16 protein-coding genes are annotated in these 18,432 nt (G+C 62.9%); 7 read left to right on the top strand and 9 right to left on the bottom strand.

Annotated elements, in window-relative coordinates; translation table 11 throughout:
* Window positions 1-98 precede the first annotated feature (98 nt).
* Both AB8A38_RS17895 and AB8A38_RS17890 read left to right on the top strand, forming a co-directional pair.
* Entirely contained in the window at window positions 99-362 is a 264-nt protein-coding gene (locus AB8A38_RS17895; protein WP_315840159.1) for a hypothetical protein, read from the top strand.
* 189 nt (window positions 363-551) lie between these two features.
* On the top strand, window positions 552-1,571 hold the full coding sequence (locus tag AB8A38_RS17890) for a carbon-nitrogen hydrolase family protein (protein ID WP_439086911.1): 1,020 nt from the start codon (window positions 552-554) through the stop codon (window positions 1,569-1,571).
* Here AB8A38_RS17890 and AB8A38_RS17885 read toward each other — a convergent pair.
* The 8 genes from AB8A38_RS17885 to AB8A38_RS17850 form a co-directional block, all read right to left on the bottom strand.
* On the bottom strand, window positions 1,568-2,515 hold the full coding sequence (locus AB8A38_RS17885) for an acetamidase/formamidase family protein (RefSeq protein ID WP_439086910.1): 948 nt from the start codon (window positions 2,513-2,515) through the stop codon (window positions 1,568-1,570). The two genes, AB8A38_RS17890 and AB8A38_RS17885, sit on opposite strands and share 4 nt — an antisense overlap.
* Window positions 2,516-2,529: 14 nt before the next feature.
* Window positions 2,530-3,306, bottom strand: a complete 777-nt coding sequence (locus tag AB8A38_RS17880; protein ID WP_439086909.1) for an ABC transporter permease — start codon at window positions 3,304-3,306, stop codon at window positions 2,530-2,532.
* The gene (locus AB8A38_RS17875) at window positions 3,303-4,145 is read right to left on the bottom strand and encodes an ABC transporter ATP-binding protein (RefSeq protein WP_439086908.1); all 843 of its coding nucleotides are present in this window, start codon (window positions 4,143-4,145) and stop codon (window positions 3,303-3,305) included. The genes AB8A38_RS17880 and AB8A38_RS17875 overlap by 4 nt, the downstream gene beginning before the upstream one ends.
* A 4-nt stretch (window positions 4,146-4,149) precedes the next feature.
* The gene (locus tag AB8A38_RS17870; protein WP_439086907.1) at window positions 4,150-5,577 is read right to left on the bottom strand and encodes a dihydroorotase; all 1,428 of its coding nucleotides are present in this window, start codon (window positions 5,575-5,577) and stop codon (window positions 4,150-4,152) included.
* 14 nt (window positions 5,578-5,591) lie between these two features.
* Window positions 5,592-6,386 (bottom strand): SDR family NAD(P)-dependent oxidoreductase, encoded by a 795-nt coding sequence (locus AB8A38_RS17865; RefSeq protein WP_439086906.1) that lies wholly within the window; start codon window positions 6,384-6,386, stop codon window positions 5,592-5,594.
* A 168-nt stretch (window positions 6,387-6,554) separates the two neighbouring features.
* Complete coding sequence (locus tag AB8A38_RS17860; RefSeq protein WP_439086905.1) at window positions 6,555-7,604, bottom strand: ABC transporter substrate-binding protein; 1,050 nt, start codon at window positions 7,602-7,604, stop codon at window positions 6,555-6,557.
* A 222-nt stretch (window positions 7,605-7,826) separates the two neighbouring features.
* Window positions 7,827-9,284, bottom strand: coding sequence for an amidohydrolase family protein (locus tag AB8A38_RS17855; protein WP_439086904.1), 1,458 nt, complete (start codon window positions 9,282-9,284; stop codon window positions 7,827-7,829).
* Window positions 9,284-10,336, bottom strand: a complete 1,053-nt coding sequence (locus AB8A38_RS17850; RefSeq protein ID WP_315840168.1) for an ABC transporter substrate-binding protein — start codon at window positions 10,334-10,336, stop codon at window positions 9,284-9,286. Before AB8A38_RS17850 ends, AB8A38_RS17855 begins: the two co-directional genes overlap by 1 nt.
* 165 nt (window positions 10,337-10,501) lie before the next feature.
* Between AB8A38_RS17850 and AB8A38_RS17845 the strand changes: the two genes are divergently transcribed.
* Both AB8A38_RS17845 and AB8A38_RS17840 read left to right on the top strand, forming a co-directional pair.
* Window positions 10,502-11,410 (top strand): LysR family transcriptional regulator, encoded by a 909-nt coding sequence (locus AB8A38_RS17845; RefSeq protein ID WP_315840169.1) that lies wholly within the window; start codon window positions 10,502-10,504, stop codon window positions 11,408-11,410.
* 88 nt (window positions 11,411-11,498) lie between these two features.
* Entirely contained in the window at window positions 11,499-13,121 is a 1,623-nt protein-coding gene (locus tag AB8A38_RS17840) for an ABC-F family ATP-binding cassette domain-containing protein (protein ID WP_439086903.1), read from the top strand.
* A gap of 146 nt (window positions 13,122-13,267) precedes the next feature.
* Here AB8A38_RS17840 and AB8A38_RS17835 read toward each other — a convergent pair whose 3' ends face one another.
* Complete coding sequence (locus AB8A38_RS17835) at window positions 13,268-13,744, bottom strand: Lrp/AsnC family transcriptional regulator (protein WP_309940907.1); 477 nt, start codon at window positions 13,742-13,744, stop codon at window positions 13,268-13,270.
* Window positions 13,745-13,897: 153 nt separating this feature from the next.
* On the opposite strand from AB8A38_RS17835, the gene alr reads away from it, so the two are divergent.
* The 3 genes from alr (at window position 13,898) to AB8A38_RS17820 (ending at window position 18,294) form a co-directional block, all read left to right on the top strand.
* Window positions 13,898-15,061, top strand: coding sequence for an alanine racemase (alr, locus tag AB8A38_RS17830; protein WP_439086902.1), 1,164 nt, complete (start codon window positions 13,898-13,900; stop codon window positions 15,059-15,061).
* Window positions 15,058-16,311: a D-amino acid dehydrogenase gene (locus AB8A38_RS17825; protein WP_439086901.1), complete on the top strand. Its 1,254-nt coding sequence runs from the start codon at window positions 15,058-15,060 to the stop codon at window positions 16,309-16,311. The genes alr and AB8A38_RS17825 overlap by 4 nt, the downstream gene beginning before the upstream one ends.
* Before the next feature lie 345 nt (window positions 16,312-16,656).
* Window positions 16,657-18,294, top strand: coding sequence for a GMC family oxidoreductase (locus AB8A38_RS17820; RefSeq protein WP_439086900.1), 1,638 nt, complete (start codon window positions 16,657-16,659; stop codon window positions 18,292-18,294).
* Window positions 18,295-18,432 lie beyond the last annotated feature (138 nt).

Below are 18,432 nucleotides of genomic sequence, written 5' to 3'. Positions count from 1 at the left end.
TCTACCCGAAGATATCTCGCTACCCCAACCATGATGAAAGGATCGCTCAAATGTCTGCGCGCAAGACGATGATAAAATCGGCCCGGCGGTGGCTCTTGGTGCCCGCGTCCGTGGCTTTCGTGATGTTGACCTCCATGGCGGAGAGCTCCGCGGCATCGGACAAGGCCTATCGCTGGATCGGAGATCCCCGATTGGCGACCGATATCAGCGCAGCCCGCCGCGTGCAGCGACGTGTCCATGCTCCCGCCCGCGTGACTGTTCCTTCCGTTGCTCCGTCGGTGCGGCCGATGGATTCCTATGCGAGTGCGCCGGCCAGCTATGGCTACGGTATCGGCGACAACTCCCGCAATCAGACGTGGTGAAGCGAGGTGCCGACCTAGGCCCGGCCGATCCTCGAAGCATAGTGGTCCGTGCAGCCCGGGTTGCAGAAATGCCCCGTGGTCCCGCGGCCCCGAATGGATAGGTTCCTCCTCGAACATGGTTCAGCGACGTTTCCGGGCCTTCCGACGAGCCTGAGACATCGCCGCATCGATGCAAGAGGAAGAATGACGATGTCGTCACAGGTTAAAGTCGCTGCGGTCCATGCTGCGCCGGTATTTCTCGATCGCGCGGCGACCACGGCGAAGGCGATTTCGATCATTCGCGAGGCTGCCGCCGCAGGCGCGCAGCTGATCGCTTTTCCCGAGACCTATATCCCGGCGTTTCCGGTCTGGGCGGCGCTGTGGGCGCCGATCGAGAATCACGATCTGTTCGTGACGATGGCCGAGCAGTCGGTGTCGATCGCCGGTCCGGAAATGGCCGCCTTGCGCAACGAGGCGCGGGCGCTTGGCGTGACCGTCTCGATGGGCATCAGCGAGAGTTCGCCGGTCAGCGTCGGATTGATCTGGAACAGCAATGTCCTGATTGGGCCCGACGGCAACATCCTCAATCATCACCGCAAGCTGGTGCCGACCTTCTATGAGAAGCTGATCTGGGCTGCCGGCGATGGCGCAGGTCTGCGCGTTGCCGATACGCCTGTGGGCCGTGTCGGCAACCTTATCTGCGGCGAGAATACCAATCCGCTGGCACGCTATACGCTGATGGCGCAGGCCGAGCAGATCCACATTTCAAGCTGGCCGCCGATGTGGCCGACGCGCCGCCCGAGCAGCGGCGGCAATTTCAACAACGTCGCGGCCAACCGCATTCGCGCCAGCGCGCATTCGTTCGAGGCCAAGGCCTTCGGCATCATCACCGCCGGCTACATGGACAAGGCAATGCGCGACTTCCTGATCGCACGGGATCCCGATGTGGTCGATGTGATCGATCGCACGCAGCGCGCCGCCAGCTTCTTCGTCGACCCGACCGGCGAAGTGCTCGGCGACATGCTGCAGGACGAGGAGGGCATCGCCTATGCCGAATTCGACCTGCGCCGCTGCATCGAACCGAAGCAGTTCCACGACGTGGTCGGTTACTACAATCGATTCGACGTGTTCGATCTGACCATCAATCGCAAGCGTCTGGTGCCTGCGACCTTCGTCGATCAGCTTGAAGACGAAGAGACCACTCCGGAGCCGGTCGAACGCGCGGTCTAGCGCTTCGACTGGTTCAGCACCGCATGCGGCATCATGACATGGATGCCCTTGTCAAGATTGACCAGCTGGGTGACACGGACATCGGCGGCGAGACTGCAGAGCATATAGGCATCGTCGGGCGTCAGCGTTGTGCGTGCGACGATCATGCTGACCATCCGGCGGAGCGCGATACGCGCGGCTTCGTCGAGATCGGGATCGAAGGCCATCGAGATGAGGTGATCCTTCGTCTCGGCATAGGGTGCCTCCAACTGCGCATTCTTGACGAGATCGATCTTGAACGTGCCGGTGAGGCCGGTCTCGACGGCGGTCACGCAGACTTCGCCGTCGCCTTGCACGGCGTGACCGTCACCGCAGGAGAACAGGCCTCCCTCGGTCCAGACAGGAAGATAGAGAACGCAGCCTGCGCCGAGCTCCTTGTTGTCGATATTGCCGCCGAAATGCGAGGGCATTGTCGTGCTGACCCGGCCAACCGCAGGTTTCGGCGCGGTGCCCATCACGCCGAAGAACGGCCGCGCCTTTAGCGTGATGCCCCATGGCGTCTTCACCACGCCATTGGCCCGATCAAGTCCGATATGGACGCGGCGGAAATAGTCGAAGTCGTCGGGCAGCGTGCCCATGCCGGGCTTGAAGAGCGTATAGCCCCAGTCATCCGCGAGCTGGACATCAAGGATCTCGACACGCAATGCGTCACCCGGTTGGGCGCTGCGCACGGCGACAGGCCCGGTGAGGATATGCGGCCCGAGTTCTGGCGTGACGGCATCCAGGATGGCGACAAGTTCGGGGCGGACGGTCATGCCCGCTTCTGTCGGGAGGTTCTCGCGTGTGCCGCTTACGCTTGTGATCGTGACCGTCTCACCGGGATCGATGGTAGCGATTGGCTTCAGCGTGGCGTCAAAATAACCCCAATGAACGGTCGTCGGGCTCGGAAGCAGTGTCTGCGTCATGGAATGTCCTGTGTTCAGCCGCCGGCGGCGAAACTGTCGCTGCGCACAGCCCAGCCGGTGACGCGCGCCTCGATCAGCGAGAACACAATATACAAACCGACGCCCAATGCAGCCAGAATGAACAGGCCGGCGAACACCAGCGGCACATCGAAGCTGGACGACGCGATCATCATCAGATTGCCGATGCCGCGATTGGAGGCCACGGTCTCCGAAATCACCGTGCCGACGAAAGCCAGCGTCGCAGCCACCTTCAATGAGGCGAAGAAGTACGGCATGGTGCGCGGCAGGCCCACATTCCACAGAATTTCCAGCTTGGTCGCGCGCAGTGTCTTCATGACATCCTGCAATTCGGGCTCTGTCGCCGCAAGGCCGGTGGCGACGTTCACGACGATCGGGAAGATGCACATGATCATCGCGGTGAGGATTGCCGGCACGGTGCCAGCGCCGAACCACAGTACGAAGATTGGCACCACCGCGACTTTCGGGATCGACGAGAATCCCACCAGCATCGGATAGGCGACGTCATAGGCCAGCTTCGACGAGCCGATCAGCATGCCCAGCAGAATGCCGATTGCGATGCCGAAGCCGAACCCAACCATGGTTGTGTACAGCGTCTGCAGCGCATGCGGCCAGATCGCGGGGAAGCGCATCCACAGCGTCGCCAGCACCTGGCTCGGCCTTGGCAGCACGATATCCGAGACATGGAACATCAGGCACAGCAATTCCCACAGTACGAAGAAGCCGATGATGCAGGCGGTGGACATGACCTGGCGGCGGACGCGTTCGCTCATGACACGATCTCCTGAACGGCGCGAGCCGCGACGATGCGCTGGCGCAGGCGCTGGGTCAGCGTGACGAAATCCGGCTCGAACGACACGTCGATGGTGCGCGGCCGCGCGAACGGCACCGCGCTGTCATCGACGATCCGACCGGGCCGCGCCTGCATCACACAGATGCGCGAGGCGAGATAGGCGGCTTCCTTGAGGTCGTGAGTCACCAGCAGCACCGTCGGGCGCTTCTCGATCCAGAGATTCTGCATGATCTCCCACAATTCCTCGCGGGTGAACTGGTCGAGCGCGCCGAATGGCTCGTCGAGCAGCAGCAAGGTCGGATCATGAATCAGCGCCCGGCACAGCGAGGCACGCTGCTGCATGCCGCCGGACAGCTGCCAGGGAAACTTGTCGCCGAAGCCGCCGAGGCCGACCTGCGTCAGAGAGGCCTCGACGCGGTCGCGATATTCGTTCTTGCGCTTTGCGCTGAAGCTTTCCTTGAACGGCGGCACGATCTTCAGTGGCAGCATGACATTGTCGCGGATATTCAGCCATGGCAGCAGCGTGGGGTTCTGGAACGCCATGCCGATCCGTGCCGCGCCCGCGCCGATTTCGCGGCCGGCAACGAACACGTTGCCCAGGGTCGCATTCAGCGTGCCGGCCACCAGTTTCAGAATCGTCGACTTGCCGCAGCCGGACGGACCGACCAGGGCGACAAATTCGCCCTTGTCTATGCGTAGCGACGTCTCGGCCAGCGCGGTCACGGCGTTCTTCGCGGTGCCGAAGGTGACGCGCACCTTTTCGAGCTCGATCACATTGTCCGCGACGCGGGGCTTTGAGTGGACGAGCGGTGCGTTCATCGGGTCAGGCTTTCTGCACGGAGGTGATGGCAGCCATGGTCGAGTCGGTGTTCAGAGGCGCGGCCGGTGGCATCTGCTGGATCGCATGCACCGATTGCCCGGTGCCGCGCGCATCCTCCTGCAAGATCCGGTCCTTCATCACGAAGCGACCGCGCACGATGGTATGGATCGGCAGCGCCGAGGCCTTGCGGCCATGCCATGGCGAGATTTTCGCGCGCGACTGGATGATAGCGTCATCCACAGTCCATTCCCGCGTGAGGTTGACGATGGCGATGTCGGCGTCGGAGCCGACGGTCAGCGTGCCCTTGCGCGGATAGAGGCCCCAAACCTTGGCTGGCGCGTCGGCGCTCCAGCGTACGTAATCGTTGATGGTGGCGCGGCCCTTGTTGATCTCGGTCAGCATCAACGGCATCTGCGTCTCGACGCCGGGAAAGCCGCAGTCAACCGTCCAGATATCTTCGCGCGTCTTCTCCTCGATGGAATGCGGGGCGTGGTCGGTGGCGATCATGTCCACGGTGCCGTCCATCAGCGCGTTCCAGATCGGCTGCTGGTTCGGCTTTTCACGCACAGGCGGATTGACGCGCACGACGCCGCGGAATTTGTCGTAATCGGTCTCGTCGAGCAGCAGATATTGCGGGCAGGTCTCGCCGGTGATGTCCACGCCGCGCGCCTTGGCTTCGGCCAGCGGACGCAATTCGGCAGCCGACGAGATATGCAGCACATGAATGCGTGCACCGGTCCATTCGGCGAGCGTCGCCGCCCGCTCGACGGCTTCGATCGCGACCACGGCGGGCCGTGCTGCCAGATGCGCGATCGGCTCGGTGCGGCCGGTGGCCCGCAGCCGGGCCTCGCGACGCTCCATGATGGTGTTGGTCTCGGCATGGAGCGAGATGCGCTTGCCGGTCGGCGCGACGACCTCGAAGGCTTCCAGCATGGCGCCGGTGGAGGGCGAGGGGATGCGGCCGAAGGTGTTGCCCATATAGAGCTTGAAGCCGATGACGCCGCCGTCGATCAGGGCGGGGACATGCTCGATGCTGTCTTCACCGAGCACCGCATAGAGCCCGTAATCGACGTAAGCCTTTGACGATGCGATCTTGTGTTTGTCGGCCAATGATTCAGCATTGTTGATGGTTGGCAGCGTGTTCGGCATGTCGAACACACATGTGACGCCGCCGAAGGCTGCCGCGGCAGTGCCGCTGGCAAAGTCTTCCTTCTGCGGATAGCCGGGATCGCGGAAATGCACGTGCACGTCGATCGCGCCGGGCAGGATATGAAGGCCCGTGGCGTCGAGTATCTGCGTTGCCGGCGGCATCGCCTCCGGCGCGCCGATAGCGTGAATCACGCCGTCCTTGATGGCGATGCTAGCCTTGTAACTTGCATCGGGCGATACGATGGTGCCGCCATTGATGACCAGATCAACCTTGTCGCCCATGCTAGCCCCCTCGCTCACAGCATTGCCCAACCGCCATCGACCGGCAGGTCGACGCCGGTAATCTGGCGCGAGACGTCGCTGGCCAGAAACAGACAGGCATTGGCGACGTCGGCATCGACGGTGACGCGGCGCAGCGCGTAGTCCATGGCGTGGCGCTCGGCGGCTTCCTGTTCGGTGATGCCGAGCTTCAGCGCCATGTCGCGGCAGACCTTGTCACGAAAACGCGGGCCATCGACCATGCCAGGCGCCACGCAATTGACGTTGATGTTGTGCGGGCCGACCTCGAGCGCGAAGCTCTTGGTGATGCCGCGCAGACCCCATTTCGAGGCCGAGTAGGCCATCCGGCCGGCGCGGCCGCGCATGCCGAAGGTGCCGCCAACATTGACGATCTTGCCGTAGCGCTGATCGATCATGGTCGGCAACGCCGCGCGCATGGAGTGGAAGCAACCGTTCATATTGAGCGTGACGATCTCGTCGAATTCCTCCGGCGTGGTCTGCACCCCCGTTTTGCCGATCGGGCCGGAGCCGCCGGCGACATTGACAAGAATGTCGATGCGACCGCCGAACGCCGCCTTGGTCCTCTCCGCCGCGGCCTCGCATTGCTCGGACTTCGTGAGATCGCAGGGAATGACGATCACCTCGCCGCCCTTGGCTTTCACCTCGGTGGCAACCGGCTCAATCGCCGAGGTGTCGCGGCCCAGCAGCGCCAGCTTGCAGCCTTGCTCCGCAAAGGCGTGGGTGATGGAGGCGCCCATACCCTTGGCGGGGCCTGTGATCATGACGACGCGATTTTCGAGGGAGAGTTTCATAGGGTGTCCTTTTTTGTCGAATGTCTAGTCTCAGTCCTCATCCTGAGGAGCGGCGCCCTTGCGCCGCGTCTCGAAGGATGCTGATCCGCCCGCCCCATGGTTCGAGACGGCGCCCAAGAGGGCGCCTTCTCACCATGAGGCTGCCTCGGAGTTGAGGCTGCTCGGGAGTTACATCGCGGCCTTGATGGCCGTTGGGCGATCGGCCAGCGGCGGCATGAAGCTGCGGTCGAATACGTCGCCGACCTTCGGCGTGCGCGGCAGCTCCTTGGCGCTGACGAGAATGTCGATCGCCTTGGCCATGCGCTCGTCATTGATGTCGCCATGGCCGATCTTCGCAATTTCCGGGGAGGTCATCTCGTCGGACAGCGTGGCTTCCAGGCGCGCGCGTTCGATCTCCGGCTTGATCAGCGGTTCGCGCTTCTGCACGGCCTCGATGGCAGCCTTCGGATCGGCCATCGCATCCTTGACGCCGCGGTTGAGCGCCTTGAGGAAGCCCTTCACGGCGTCGGGGCTTTCCTTGGCAAACTTGCGCGAGACGATGATGGCGTTGGAATACAGATCCATGCCGTAGTCGCCGAACTTGATGAAGCGAATCTCCTTTTCAGGATCGATGCCGATCAACCTGGCGCTGAAGCGGATGGTGGTGATGTAGCCGAACACGCCGTCGACCTGATCCTTCATCAGCATCTGTTCGCGCAGGTTCGGCTGCATGTTGGTAACCTCGACCTTGGTGCAGTCGATCTTGGTCGCCGCGCAGAGCGCCGGGAACAGCTTCAACGCGCCGTCGTTGGCTGCGCCGCCGAGCTTGCGTCCGACGAAATCGGCTGGTGTCTTGATTGGACTGTCGGCTTTCACCGCCACCGTGAAGGGCGGGCGGTTGTACATCTGGTAGACGCCGATCGGCGCTTCGTCTGGCTTCTTGGCGGCGAGTTCGATCAGCGCATTGATGTCGCCGAATCCCATGTCATAGGCGCCGTTGGCGACCTGCGGCACGGCCGCACCGGAGCCGTTACCCTGGTCGAAGGTGACGTCGAGGCCTTCCTGTTTGAAATAGCCGCGATCCTGCGCGAGGAAGAACATGCCCTGCGGACCTTCATACTTCCAGTTCAGGACCATCTTGATTTTGGTGTCAGCCTGCGCGCCGACAAGCGATCCGGCGGTCACCGCCAGCGCGAGCGCAAGCGTCTTCAAGCCACGAAATGCATGGTGTCCGGTCATCCAAAGTGCTCCTGGGTGTGGTCCCGTTGCAGTGTGCGACACGTTCGGCCGGTGGCGTCTCTTGCTCTGCGGCCGCCCTCAGGAGCAAAGTTAAGCTTATCCGAGTGAGCTTATCTGCTGCTATCTTTTCGCATGAGTGGTGCCAAAAAGGCATCGCTTGGAATCGTCCCGGATAACGCGTTGTTCGGACCGGCGCTCGCAGAACCGCGAGGCACAGGCGCGTCAGCAGCATCCGCAAAAGCTTGCGGCAATCACGCCGTCGAGCGCGGCGAGGGCCCCAGCCAGGTTCTCGCCAGAGGGCATGCCGGCACGCATCTGCGCCAGAATCTCCTGCCGCGCGGCCGTGAAGTCGATCCCGGTGACATGTCCATCGCGCACGATAGTGTGGCCGGCGACGATCACCTCCCGGATATGGCGCGCGGTTGCCCGCGAGAACAGGAGATTGATCGGGGCGAGATCGCTGCGCAGCGCGTCGTCGTTGAGGGCGTTCCAGTCCAGCAGCAGCATGTCCGCATCGGCGCGGTCGCGCAGGCCGCCGTCGCTGGCGATATTGGTGACGGCGAAGCGGCCGTTGCTTACGCTCTCATGCAGCGCCCGGTGGCGGGTCACGACTTGATCGAAACCGCTGCCGGCATGGAGCAGATGTGACAATCGGAGCTCACGCAGTGCATCGTTGTCGTCGTCGAATGCTTTGCCGTCGATGCCGAGGGCGATCCGGCATCCGGCGGTCCACATCCGGGTCATCGGAGCCAGGCCCGAATGCAGATGCAGGTTCGAGCTGGTATTGACCGAAATGATGACGCCGCGTTCGGCCAGGAGTTCGAGTTCATCGGGCCGGGCCCAGACGCAATGTGCCAGCGTCAGCCGCGGGGACAGCAGACCGATCTCGTCCAGCATGCGGACGACCCCGCCAGGATAATTGGCGTCACACCACTGGCGTTGATACTTGGTCTCGAGCAGATGCATGTGAACGCGGCGGCCGGTGCGTGCCGAGGCTTCGGCGATCGCCTGCAACAGCGCGTCGCTGCACCACTGCACGCCGTTAGGACCATATTGCACATCGAATTTCGGGCCATCGGCCGCGGAGACAATCTCGTCCACCAGCGTCATGTAATCGCGCGGCGACAGCGGCGGACGCGTGAAGCGCTGCGCGATCTCCGCCCGAACGTCCGGCGGCAGCGCTGCCAGCACAGGTTCCGAGGGACCGTAGACCAAAGGATTGCGATCTCTCATTGCCACGGCGAGGCCGGCGCGCACGCCGACATCGCGTGCCGCGCGCGATACCTCGGCCAGTTCGGTCGGCAGATCAGTGAAGCCCTGCACGCAGGTATAATGGTTCATGACGATACCGGCGCCGCCCACCGCGCTGCTGGCGAACGCGACGCAGGCCGCTACATAGGGATCGACCGCAGGAAACAATGCGAGATAGTGGATCCAGGACTCCAGCGGCTTGGCGTCGGCGCCGATGGAGCTGGTCCGGACCGCGCGGCCGTGGTCGTGGGCATTGACCAAGGCGGGCAGCGCCACGATCGGCTCTGCTGCTTCAGTTGTCCGTGCGATCGACTGGATCTTGCCGCCCTGCAGCGCGATCACCTGCGCGCCGGGCATCGGCCCGTCCGGGCCAAGCACATGAGCGCAGGTGATGCGACGCGGCGCGCCGGTGGAGCGAGCCGTTGTCATTACGGCGCGATGGTCGGGGGAATCCGGTCGGGCTTGGCCGGCAGGAACGTATTGTTGAACACGTCGTCGGGCTTCGGTGTGCGCGGCAGTTCGAACGAGGTGACGATGGTGGAGATCGCTGAAGTCAGGCGCTTCTGATCGAGCTCGCCGAGGCCCAGATCCCCGACCTCTGGCGTGTTGATGAAGTTGTTGTAAACGTAGGTCAGGCGCCGCTTCTCGATATCCTTCTTGATCAGCGGTTCCTCGGTGGCGAGCAGGTCGATGGCGGTGTCCGGTGCCTGGACGGTTTCCTTGATCGAGCGGTTAATGGCGCGCAGCAGACCTTTCACCGCCTCCGGATGTTCCTTCAGCAGCTTCTGCGACACCATTACGCCGTTGGAATAGAGGTCGAGGCCGGCGTCAGAATAAAAATTCCAGCGGAAGTCCTTGTCGGGATCGACCTTGAGCGACACCAGGTTGAGATAGCTGGTGGCCGCGAACACCGCGATCGAATCCACCTGGCCCTGCAGCAGCATTTGTTCCTGCAAGGCCGGCGAAACCTGGAGAATGCTGATCTTGCTGTAATCGATGCCGTTCTGCTTGGCGAGCAGCGGCAGTAGTTTCAGCGACGCGCTCCCGGAGGGCGAAGCAAGCTTGGATCCCTCGAGATTCTTGAGAGTTTTGATCGGTCCATCCGCCTTGCTGAGCAGCGCGAACGGCGTCTTGTTATAGATCATGTAGACCATCACCGGTGCATCGTCCGGCTTGGTGGCGGCGTTCTGAATGATGGCGTTGATATCGCCGAAGCCGGCATCATAAGCGCCCGACATGATCCGCGTGACGGTCGCCGCCGAGCCTTCGCCCTGATCGATCGTCACGTCGAGATTTTCATCTTTGAAGTACCCTTTGGCCTTCGCCCAGTAGTACCACGCATGCAGACCCTGGATTTTCCAGTCGAGGGTGAACTTGATCTTGGTTGGCCCGGCAGCCTGGGCAAGAGTGAGCGTTCCTGCGGCTACGCCCAAGGCCAAGACGAGCGTCAGTAATCCACGAAGTGCCCGGCATTCGGTCATCGATGCTTTCCTGTTGCGAAACGTGACATGATTGGTCGGTGGGCGACGTCGCTCTCGCGACTATCTTCCTGCGTGAATCAGGATAGGCCTATCCGGGTGGCCACATCTGCTGCTATCTTTTCCAGTGACCGGTGTAAAAAAGGCATCACTCGAGAGGCGAGGGCAATGAGGCATCTGCGGTTGCTGACCCATGTGGTCGAAGTGGCCCGCACCGGCTCGATCCGTCGCGCCGCGGAACTGCTCAACTTGACACCCTCCGCGATGAACCGGCGTATTCAGGACCTCGAAGCCGAAATCGGCACGCCTTTGTTCGAGCGCCGGCCGCGGGGCGTGAAGCTGACCACCGCCGGCGAGATGTTCGTGCGCTACGCTCGCAGCCAGATTGCCGATGCCGAGCGGATGAGATCGCAGGTGGAGGATCTCAGAGGTCTGCGGCGCGGTCCGATCCAGATCGCCTGCAGCCAGGCGCTGGCGCTGGATTTTCTGGCGCTGCGCGTCGCTGCGTTCCAGAAGAAGCATCCGAAAGTGGTGTTCGACCTCAAGGTGATGGATCACGAGCGCGCGCTGGCCGCGCTGGCGGCTTACGACGTCGATCTCGCGCTGGTGCATCGCCCCACGATGTGGCCGTCGCTGCGTGTCATCGCCAGCATTCCCCAGCGTCTTGTGGTGATCACCCGCTCGGATCATCCGCTGGCAGCCAAGAAAATGCTGCGCCTCTCCGATTGTGTCGATTATCCCGCAGCCCTGCCGGATCGGACTTTGAGCGGTCGCCAGATTCTCGATGAGGTCACGACCCGGCGCGATCTGCGCCTCAACATGCTCGCGGAGTCAAACTCCTTCGAGATGCTGCGCGGGCTGGTGTTCCGCTGCGACATGATCTCGTTCCAGATCGAGATCGGGGCTCCCACCGGGAACCTCGGCATGGGGCTGGTCGGCCGCCCGATCGATACTCGCGATGTGCCCACCGCCGATCTGGTGCTGTGCCAGCTGCGCGGTCGCACGCTACCGGTAGCCGCGGCGACTTTCGCGGAAATCCTGATGAAGAGCCTGAACGAGATGCGGGCGGGCACCTAGTTCTTTTGCGGTGCAAAATATCCTTCCGTACGGGGCCCGGATGCCTTATTGGCAGGCCTAAATCCTGTCCCGTGAGCCCGTAGTTCCCATGATTCGCCTCGACAATATCAGCAAGCAGAACGGTCATCAGATCGTCTTCATCGAAGCCGCCGGCGCGCTGTTGAAGGGCGAGAAGATCGGCTTGGTCGGCCCCAACGGTTCCGGCAAGACGACCCTGTTCCGGATGGTCACCGGCCGTGAACTGCCCGATGAGGGGCAAGTGGTGGTCGAGCGCGGCGTCACCATCGGCTATTTCAGCCAGGATGTCGGCGAAATGGCGGGCCACAGCGCCGTCGCCGAGGTGATGGAGGGCGCCGGCCCGGTCGCCGTGGTCGCGGGCGAGTTGAAGGAATTGGAAACCGCGATGGCCGATCCGGATCAGGCCGACAATATGGACACCATCATCGAGCGTTACGGAGAAGTGCAGGCGCGCTTCGAGGAGCTTGACGGCTACGCGTTGGAAGGTCGTGCCCGCGAAGTGCTCGCCGGCCTGTCCTTTACGCAGGAGATGATGGACGGCGACGTCGGCAAACTTTCCGGCGGCTGGAAGATGCGCGTGGCGCTGGCGCGCATTCTGTTGATGCGGCCCGACGTGATGCTGCTGGACGAACCGTCGAACCATCTGGATCTCGAAAGCCTGATCTGGCTCGAAGGTTTCCTCAAGGGTTACGAGGGCGCGCTCTTGATGACCTCGCATGACCGCGAATTCATGAACCGCATCGTCACCAAGATCATGGAGATCGATTCGGGATCGCTGACGTCCTATTCCGGCGATTACGAATTCTACGAAGCGCAGCGCGCCATGAACGAGAAGCAGCAGCAGGCGCAGTTCGAGCGCCAGCAGGCGATGCTCGCCAAGGAGATCAAGTTCATCGAACGCTTCAAGGCCCGCGCGTCCCATGCCGCGCAGGTGCAGAGCCGCGTCAAGAAACTCGACAAGATCGAGCGCGTCGAGCCGCCGAAGCGCCGCGAGGTCGTGTCGTTCGACTTCCTGCCGGCGCCGCGCTCGGGCGAAGACGTCGTCAGCCTGAAAGGCATTCACAAGGCCTATGGCAGCCGCACGATTTACGAGGGGCTGGATTTCTCGGTGCGCCGCAAAGAGCGCTGGGCTGTGATGGGCATCAACGGCGCCGGCAAGTCGACGCTGCTGAAGCTTGTCACCGGCGCGGCCGAGCCCGACAACGGCAACGTCACCATCGGCGGCAGCGTCAAGCTCGGCTACTTCGCGCAGCATGCGATGGATCTGCTGGACGGCGAGCGCACGATCTTCCAGAATCTCGAAGACTCATTTCCGCAGGCGGGCCAGGGCACGCTGCGCGCACTCGCCGGCTGCTTCGGCTTCTCCGGTGACGATGTCGAGAAGCGCTGTCGTGTTTTGTCGGGTGGCGAGAAAGCGCGTCTGGTGATGGCCAAGATGCTGTTCGACCCACCGAATTTTCTGGTGCTTGATGAGCCGACCAACCATTTGGACATGGCCACCAAGGAAATGCTGATCAAGGCGCTCGCCGATTACGAAGGCACCATGCTGTTCGTATCGCATGACCGCCACTTCCTCGCGGCGCTGTCGAACCGCGTGCTCGAACTGACCCCGGACGGCATCCAGCAATATGGCGGCGGCTATACTGAATATGTCGAACGCACCGGCCAGGAAGCGCCGGGTTTGCATCCTTAACTCAGTCCTCATGGTGAGGAGCGCGCCCTTGCGCGCGTCTCGAACCATGGCTGGCCGGGCACGGAGCCTGCCGCCATCCTTCGAGACGCCGTGCAAGTGCACGGCTCCTCAGGATGAGGGGGGGAGCTTGCGGCGAGACGCCCGTGCTACCCCGTCAGCGCCGACAGCGAGACACCGCGCTTCACCACGCTGCGCATCGCGAAGCTCGAATGCAGCCGCGCCACGCCGGGCATCCGCGACAGGTGCTGCTTGTGGATGCGCTCATAGTCCTCCATGTCGCGCGCCTGCACATGGACGAGATAGTCGTCATTGCCCGACATCAGGTAGCACGACACGACATCCGGGCATTTGGCGATCTCGCGCTCGAAGGCGGACAGCGCATCCTCGCTCTGCTTGTCGAGCGTGATGTGGACGTGGACCGTCATCATGTAGCCGAGCTCGGATGCGTCGATCTCGGCGGCATAGCCCTTGATGACACCCTTCTTTTCCAGGGCCGTGAGCCGCCGGGTGCAGGCGGTGGGTGACAGGCCGACTTTCTCCGCCAGCGCCATCTGGCTGATCCGGGCATCCCGGACCACCTCGCGAAGGATCTTCCGGTCGGTCGAATCGAGGTCGCTTGCCATGGTTCTCGCCAAAGTTTTGCAGGATTTCTCTACAAGGACGTAAATTTACGCCGATAATCACCGTTTATGACCGTAGCAGCGGCCGGAATCGCCGTAAAGCGTCATGCGGAAGGTGAGATACTGCCGTTGCGATCATTCGTGGCGGGGGATGTGATGCTGGCACCTTGGACAGGCGGAACGGGCACGCGCCACGCGAGCGCGGTGCTCACCATCGATCTCGAAGCCATCTCACGCAACTACCGGCTATTGGCCGAGCGGGTCGGCCCCGGCGTCACCTGCGCCGGCGTGGTCAAGGCCGACGCCTATGGCCTCGGCGCCGATTGCGTCGCGCCCGCGCTCTATCGCGCCGGTTGCCGCACGTTCTTCGTGGCACATCTCGACGAAGGGCTGGATCTCCAGACCCATCTGCCCCGCGATGTCGCGATCTATGTGCTCAACGGTCTGCCCTCAGGCGGCGAGCGCGATTGCGCCGAAGCCGGTATCGTTCCGGTGCTCAATTCGCGCGAACAGCTTGAGGCCTGGTCGGATCAGGCGCGGCAACGCGGCCGGATTCTGCCCGCGGTCGTTCAGGTCGATAGCGGCATGTCGCGACTGGGCATGTCGCCGCGTGAGGTCGCTGATCTCTCGGGCATGGACATCAGTGTTCTCGATATTCAGATGGTGATGAGCCATCTCGCCTGCGCCGATACGCCGGAGCATCCGGCCAATGCGCATCAGCTCGCGGCATTTCAGACGCTTGCGAAGCGCTTCCCCGGCGCGCGAAAATCCTTCGCCAACTCCTCCGGCATTTTCCTCGGCCGCGACTATCATCACGATCTCGTCCGTCCGGGTGCTGCCCTCTACGGCCTCAACCCAAATCCCGCGCAAAGCAACCCGATGCTGCCGGTGGTCCGTCTCACCGCGCAGGTGATCCAGACCCGGGAGATCGAGGCCGATGCCCATGTCGGCTATGGCTGGACTTTCCGCGCGACGAAGCCGACGCGGTTGGCGACATTGGCCATTGGCTACGCCGACGGTTTGCAACGTGCCTTCGGCAATGGCGGCGCGGTCTATTTCCGTGGACGGCGGCTGGCGATTGCCGGACGTGTCTCGATGGATTCACTGGCCGTCGATCTCGGCGATCTGCCGCCCGGCATGTTGGCACGGGGCTCGCAAGTGGAGATCATCGGCGGGCATCAGTCGCTCGATGCGCTGGCCGCAACCGCGGGCACCATTGGCTATGAAATGCTGACCTCGCTGGGTCAGCGCTATGAGAGAATTTACTCGGATGAGATCGATGCGCGGTGGACCGCCCGGTCTGGAGGCACGGTGCGATGAAGGTTCTGGTTCTTGGCGCGGGCGTGATCGGCGTCACCACGTCCTATTATCTGGCCAAGGCAGGCCACGAGGTGACGGTGATCGACCGGCAGTCCGGCGCCGGGCTGGAGACCTCGTTCGGCAATGCCGGCGAAGTCTCGCCCGGCTACGCCTCGCCCTGGGCCGGCCCCGGCGTGCCGAAGAAGGCGCTCGGCTGGATCATGGACAAATACGGTCCGCTGGTGGTGCGGCCGCAGGCCGATCCGCACCAGTGGCGCTGGATGCTGCAGATGCTGCGCAACTGCACGAGCGCACGCTATGCGCTGAACAAGTCGCGTATGGTGGGCATCGCCGAATACAGCCGCGATTGCCTGCGCACGCTGCGCACCGAGACCGGCATCACCTATGACGATCGCAGTCAGGGCACGCTGCAATTGTTCCGCAAGCAGTCGCAGCTCGATGCGACCGGCGGCGATATCGACGTGCTCAAGCAATATGGCGTGCCCTATGAGGTGCTCGATCGTGCCGGCTGCGTGAAATATGAACCGGGCCTCGCCGGTGTGAAGGATCTGTTCGTCGGCGGTCTGCGTTTGCCCGAGGACGAAACCGGTGACTGCCATCTGTTTACGCAGCGGCTGGAAAAGATCGCAGCCGGGCTCGGTGTGAAATTCATCTATGAGACCACGATCAAGTCCGTGGATGTCACCGGCGGCCGGGTCGCGCAGGTGACGACCGACAAGGGTGTCTTCACCGCAGATAGTTACGTGATGGCGCTTGGCAGCTTCTCGCCGCTGTTGCTGCGTCCGCTTGGCATCGATGCGCCGGTCTATCCGGTGAAGGGCTATTCCCTCACCGTGCCGATCACCGACGAGAGCGTCGCGCCGCAGTCGACGATCATGGACGAAAGCTACAAAGTGGCCATCACGCGCCTTGGTGACCGCATCCGCGTCGGCGGCACCGCCGAAGTCGGCAATTATCACCCGGTGCCGACCGCCCCGCGCCGCATGCCGCTCGATAAATCGGTGACCGATCTGTTTCCGACCGCCGGCGATCTCTCGCGCTCGACCTTCTGGAGCGGGTTGCGACCGATGACGCCGGATGGCCCGCCCATCGTCGGACCGACGCATCTCGGCAATCTCCATCTCAACACCGGTCACGGCACGCTCGGCTGGACCATGGCCTGCGGCACCGCGCGCGTGTTGGCCGACCAGATCTCGGGCAAGGCGCCGGAGCTGGATGTCAAGGATCTGGCGATCGCGCGATACAGCTGACGCCAGCCTGAGGCCGTTCGCTTGCTTAACCTCTCCCCGCCCTTTGCGGGGAGAGGTCGCCGCGTCTTCGCGGCGGGTGAGGGGCATCCACGGACAGTGCGACAATCAAACAACCATCGGATCGCACATGTTCCGATTCGATGGTGTTTCGCTGGAGAGGCTGTGTGCCTCGCCCCTCACCCCAACCCTCTCCCCGCGCAGAGCGGGGAGAGGGAGATGATCTCGCGTGTCGCGCGGCTCTTCGCATTGCGACGATTCTAGCCGCATGCGTGCCATGCTTCCGGCCACGCCCATTTACATCTCCGACATTTCCGTTTTCAGTTGCTGAAAACAATCGGGGGAAACATGAGCGGTCAAACTGCGCAGGCGCATCGCGCGTCGGCTGATGCCATTGAGGCTGATTACATCATCGTCGGTGCCGGCTCGGCCGGTTGCGTGCTCGCCAATCGTCTGTCGGCCTCCGGCAAATATTCGGTGCTGCTGCTGGAAGCCGGCCCGAAGGATCGCAATATCTGGATCCACATTCCGCTCGGTTATGGCAAGCTGTTCAAGGAAAAAACTGTCAACTGGATGTATCAGACCGAGCCCGAACCGGGCCTCGATGGACGCTCGGTGTTCCAGCCGCGCGGCAAAGTGCTCGGCGGCTCCAGTTCGATCAACGGGCTGCTGTATGTGCGCGGCCAGCACGAGGATTACGATCGCTGGCGCCAGCTGGGTAATACCGGCTGGGGCTATGACGATGTGCTGCCTTATTTCAAGAAAGCAGAAAATCAGACGCGTGGACCGAGCGAGTATCACGGCGTCGGTGGTCCGCTGCCGGTGTCGGATTCGCGTTGCCCCGACCCGCTGTCGGAGGCCTTCATCGCCGCTGCTGCCGAGACCGGCATTCCCGTGAACAACGACTTCAACGGTGCGACGCAGGAAGGGGCTGGCTGGTTCCAGACCACGACAAAAGGCGGTCGCCGCGCCTCGACCGCGCGGGCCTATCTGCGCCCGGCATTGAAGCAAGGCAATGTCCGCGTCGAGACCGAAGCACTGGCGCAGCGTATCCTGTTCGAAGGCAAACGCGCGGTGGGCATCGAGTTCAAGCAGCACGGCGTGGTACGCAAGGCGCGCGCCCGCAAGGAAGTGTTGGTGTCCAGCGGTGCCTATAATTCGCCGCAGCTGCTGCAGCTCTCCGGCGTCGGTCCTGCGGATCTCTTGAAAGAGCATGGCATTGACGTGCTGCTCGATGCTCCCGGCGTCGGCAGCGATCTGCAGGATCACATGCAGGTCCGCATGGTGATGGAGTGTCCGCAGAAGATCACGCTCAATGATTTCGTCAATCATCCGGTTCGCAGGGCGATGATGGGTCTGCAGTATGCGGCGTTCCGCACCGGTCCGCTGACCTATGCTGCTGGCACCACAGGCGCCTTCTTCAAGACCGATCCGCGCATGGCATCGCCGGATATCCAGATCCACTTCCTGCCGTTCTCCACCGACAAGATGGGCGAGAAACTGCATCCGTTTTCCGGCTTCTCGGCGTCGGTCTGTCAGTTGCGCCCCGAAAGCCGCGGCTCGCTGCGCATCAAGAGCGCTGATCCCTCGGTGCCGCCGGCGATCCGCATCAACTATCTGGCGACCGAAACGGATCGTACGGCGAATGTCGAAGGGCTCAAGATCCTGCGCAAGATGCTGAACGCGCCGGCGATGAAGCCCTTCGTGACGAAGGAGGTCGAGCCCGGCCCGGGCACGGTGACCGATGAGCAATGGCTCGCTTATTGCCGCCAGCGCGGCAGCACGGTCTATCATCCGACCTCGACCTGCCGGATGGGCAATGATGCGAAAGCGGTGGTCGATCAGCGGCTGCGCGTGCGCGGGCTCGAAGGCTTGCGCGTCATCGACGCGTCGATCATGCCGGACCTGATGTCGGGTAACACCAACGCACCGGTGATCATGATCGCCGAGAAGGCGTCGGACATGATTCTGGAGGATGCGCGCTGAAGCTTACCTCTCCCCGTTCTTTACGGGGAGAGGTCGCCGCGTCTTCGCGGCGGGTGAGGGGCGTGGTACGTGATTTCAGCTTGGCGATCTCTCGCGGATCGCATCTTCTTCGCTTCGATAGAGCGGATATAGGCTGGT

Source organism: Tardiphaga sp. 839_C3_N1_4, from assembly GCF_051811045.1.
Taxonomy (GTDB): Bacteria; Pseudomonadota; Alphaproteobacteria; order Rhizobiales; family Xanthobacteraceae; genus Tardiphaga.
Note: the sequence above shows the minus strand (reverse complement) of the source record. Positions and strands in the feature narration are given on the sequence as shown.

What these genes read in the sequence shown, in the direction of transcription:
- AB8A38_RS17890 (WP_439086911.1), top strand. Translation starts at nt 552, where the DNA reads ATGTCGTCACAGGTTAAAGTCGCTGCGGTCCATGCTGCGCCGGTATTT.
- AB8A38_RS17885 (WP_439086910.1), bottom strand. Translation starts at nt 2,515, where the DNA reads ATGACGCAGACACTGCTTCCGAGCCCGACGACCGTTCATTGGGGTTAT.
- AB8A38_RS17880 (WP_439086909.1), bottom strand. Translation starts at nt 3,306, where the DNA reads ATGAGCGAACGCGTCCGCCGCCAGGTCATGTCCACCGCCTGCATCATC.
- AB8A38_RS17875 (WP_439086908.1), bottom strand. Translation starts at nt 4,145, where the DNA reads ATGAACGCACCGCTCGTCCACTCAAAGCCCCGCGTCGCGGACAATGTG.
- AB8A38_RS17870 (WP_439086907.1), bottom strand. Translation starts at nt 5,577, where the DNA reads ATGGGCGACAAGGTTGATCTGGTCATCAATGGCGGCACCATCGTATCG.
- AB8A38_RS17865 (WP_439086906.1), bottom strand. Translation starts at nt 6,386, where the DNA reads ATGAAACTCTCCCTCGAAAATCGCGTCGTCATGATCACAGGCCCCGCC.
- AB8A38_RS17860 (WP_439086905.1), bottom strand. Translation starts at nt 7,604, where the DNA reads ATGACCGGACACCATGCATTTCGTGGCTTGAAGACGCTTGCGCTCGCG.
- AB8A38_RS17855 (WP_439086904.1), bottom strand. Translation starts at nt 9,284, where the DNA reads ATGACAACGGCTCGCTCCACCGGCGCGCCGCGTCGCATCACCTGCGCT.
- AB8A38_RS17850 (WP_315840168.1), bottom strand. Translation starts at nt 10,336, where the DNA reads ATGACCGAATGCCGGGCACTTCGTGGATTACTGACGCTCGTCTTGGCC.
- AB8A38_RS17845 (WP_315840169.1), top strand. Translation starts at nt 10,502, where the DNA reads ATGAGGCATCTGCGGTTGCTGACCCATGTGGTCGAAGTGGCCCGCACC.
- AB8A38_RS17840 (WP_439086903.1), top strand. Translation starts at nt 11,499, where the DNA reads ATGATTCGCCTCGACAATATCAGCAAGCAGAACGGTCATCAGATCGTC.
- AB8A38_RS17835 (WP_309940907.1), bottom strand. Translation starts at nt 13,744, where the DNA reads ATGGCAAGCGACCTCGATTCGACCGACCGGAAGATCCTTCGCGAGGTG.
- alr (WP_439086902.1), top strand. Translation starts at nt 13,898, where the DNA reads ATGCTGGCACCTTGGACAGGCGGAACGGGCACGCGCCACGCGAGCGCG.
- AB8A38_RS17825 (WP_439086901.1), top strand. Translation starts at nt 15,058, where the DNA reads ATGAAGGTTCTGGTTCTTGGCGCGGGCGTGATCGGCGTCACCACGTCC.
- AB8A38_RS17820 (WP_439086900.1), top strand. Translation starts at nt 16,657, where the DNA reads ATGAGCGGTCAAACTGCGCAGGCGCATCGCGCGTCGGCTGATGCCATT.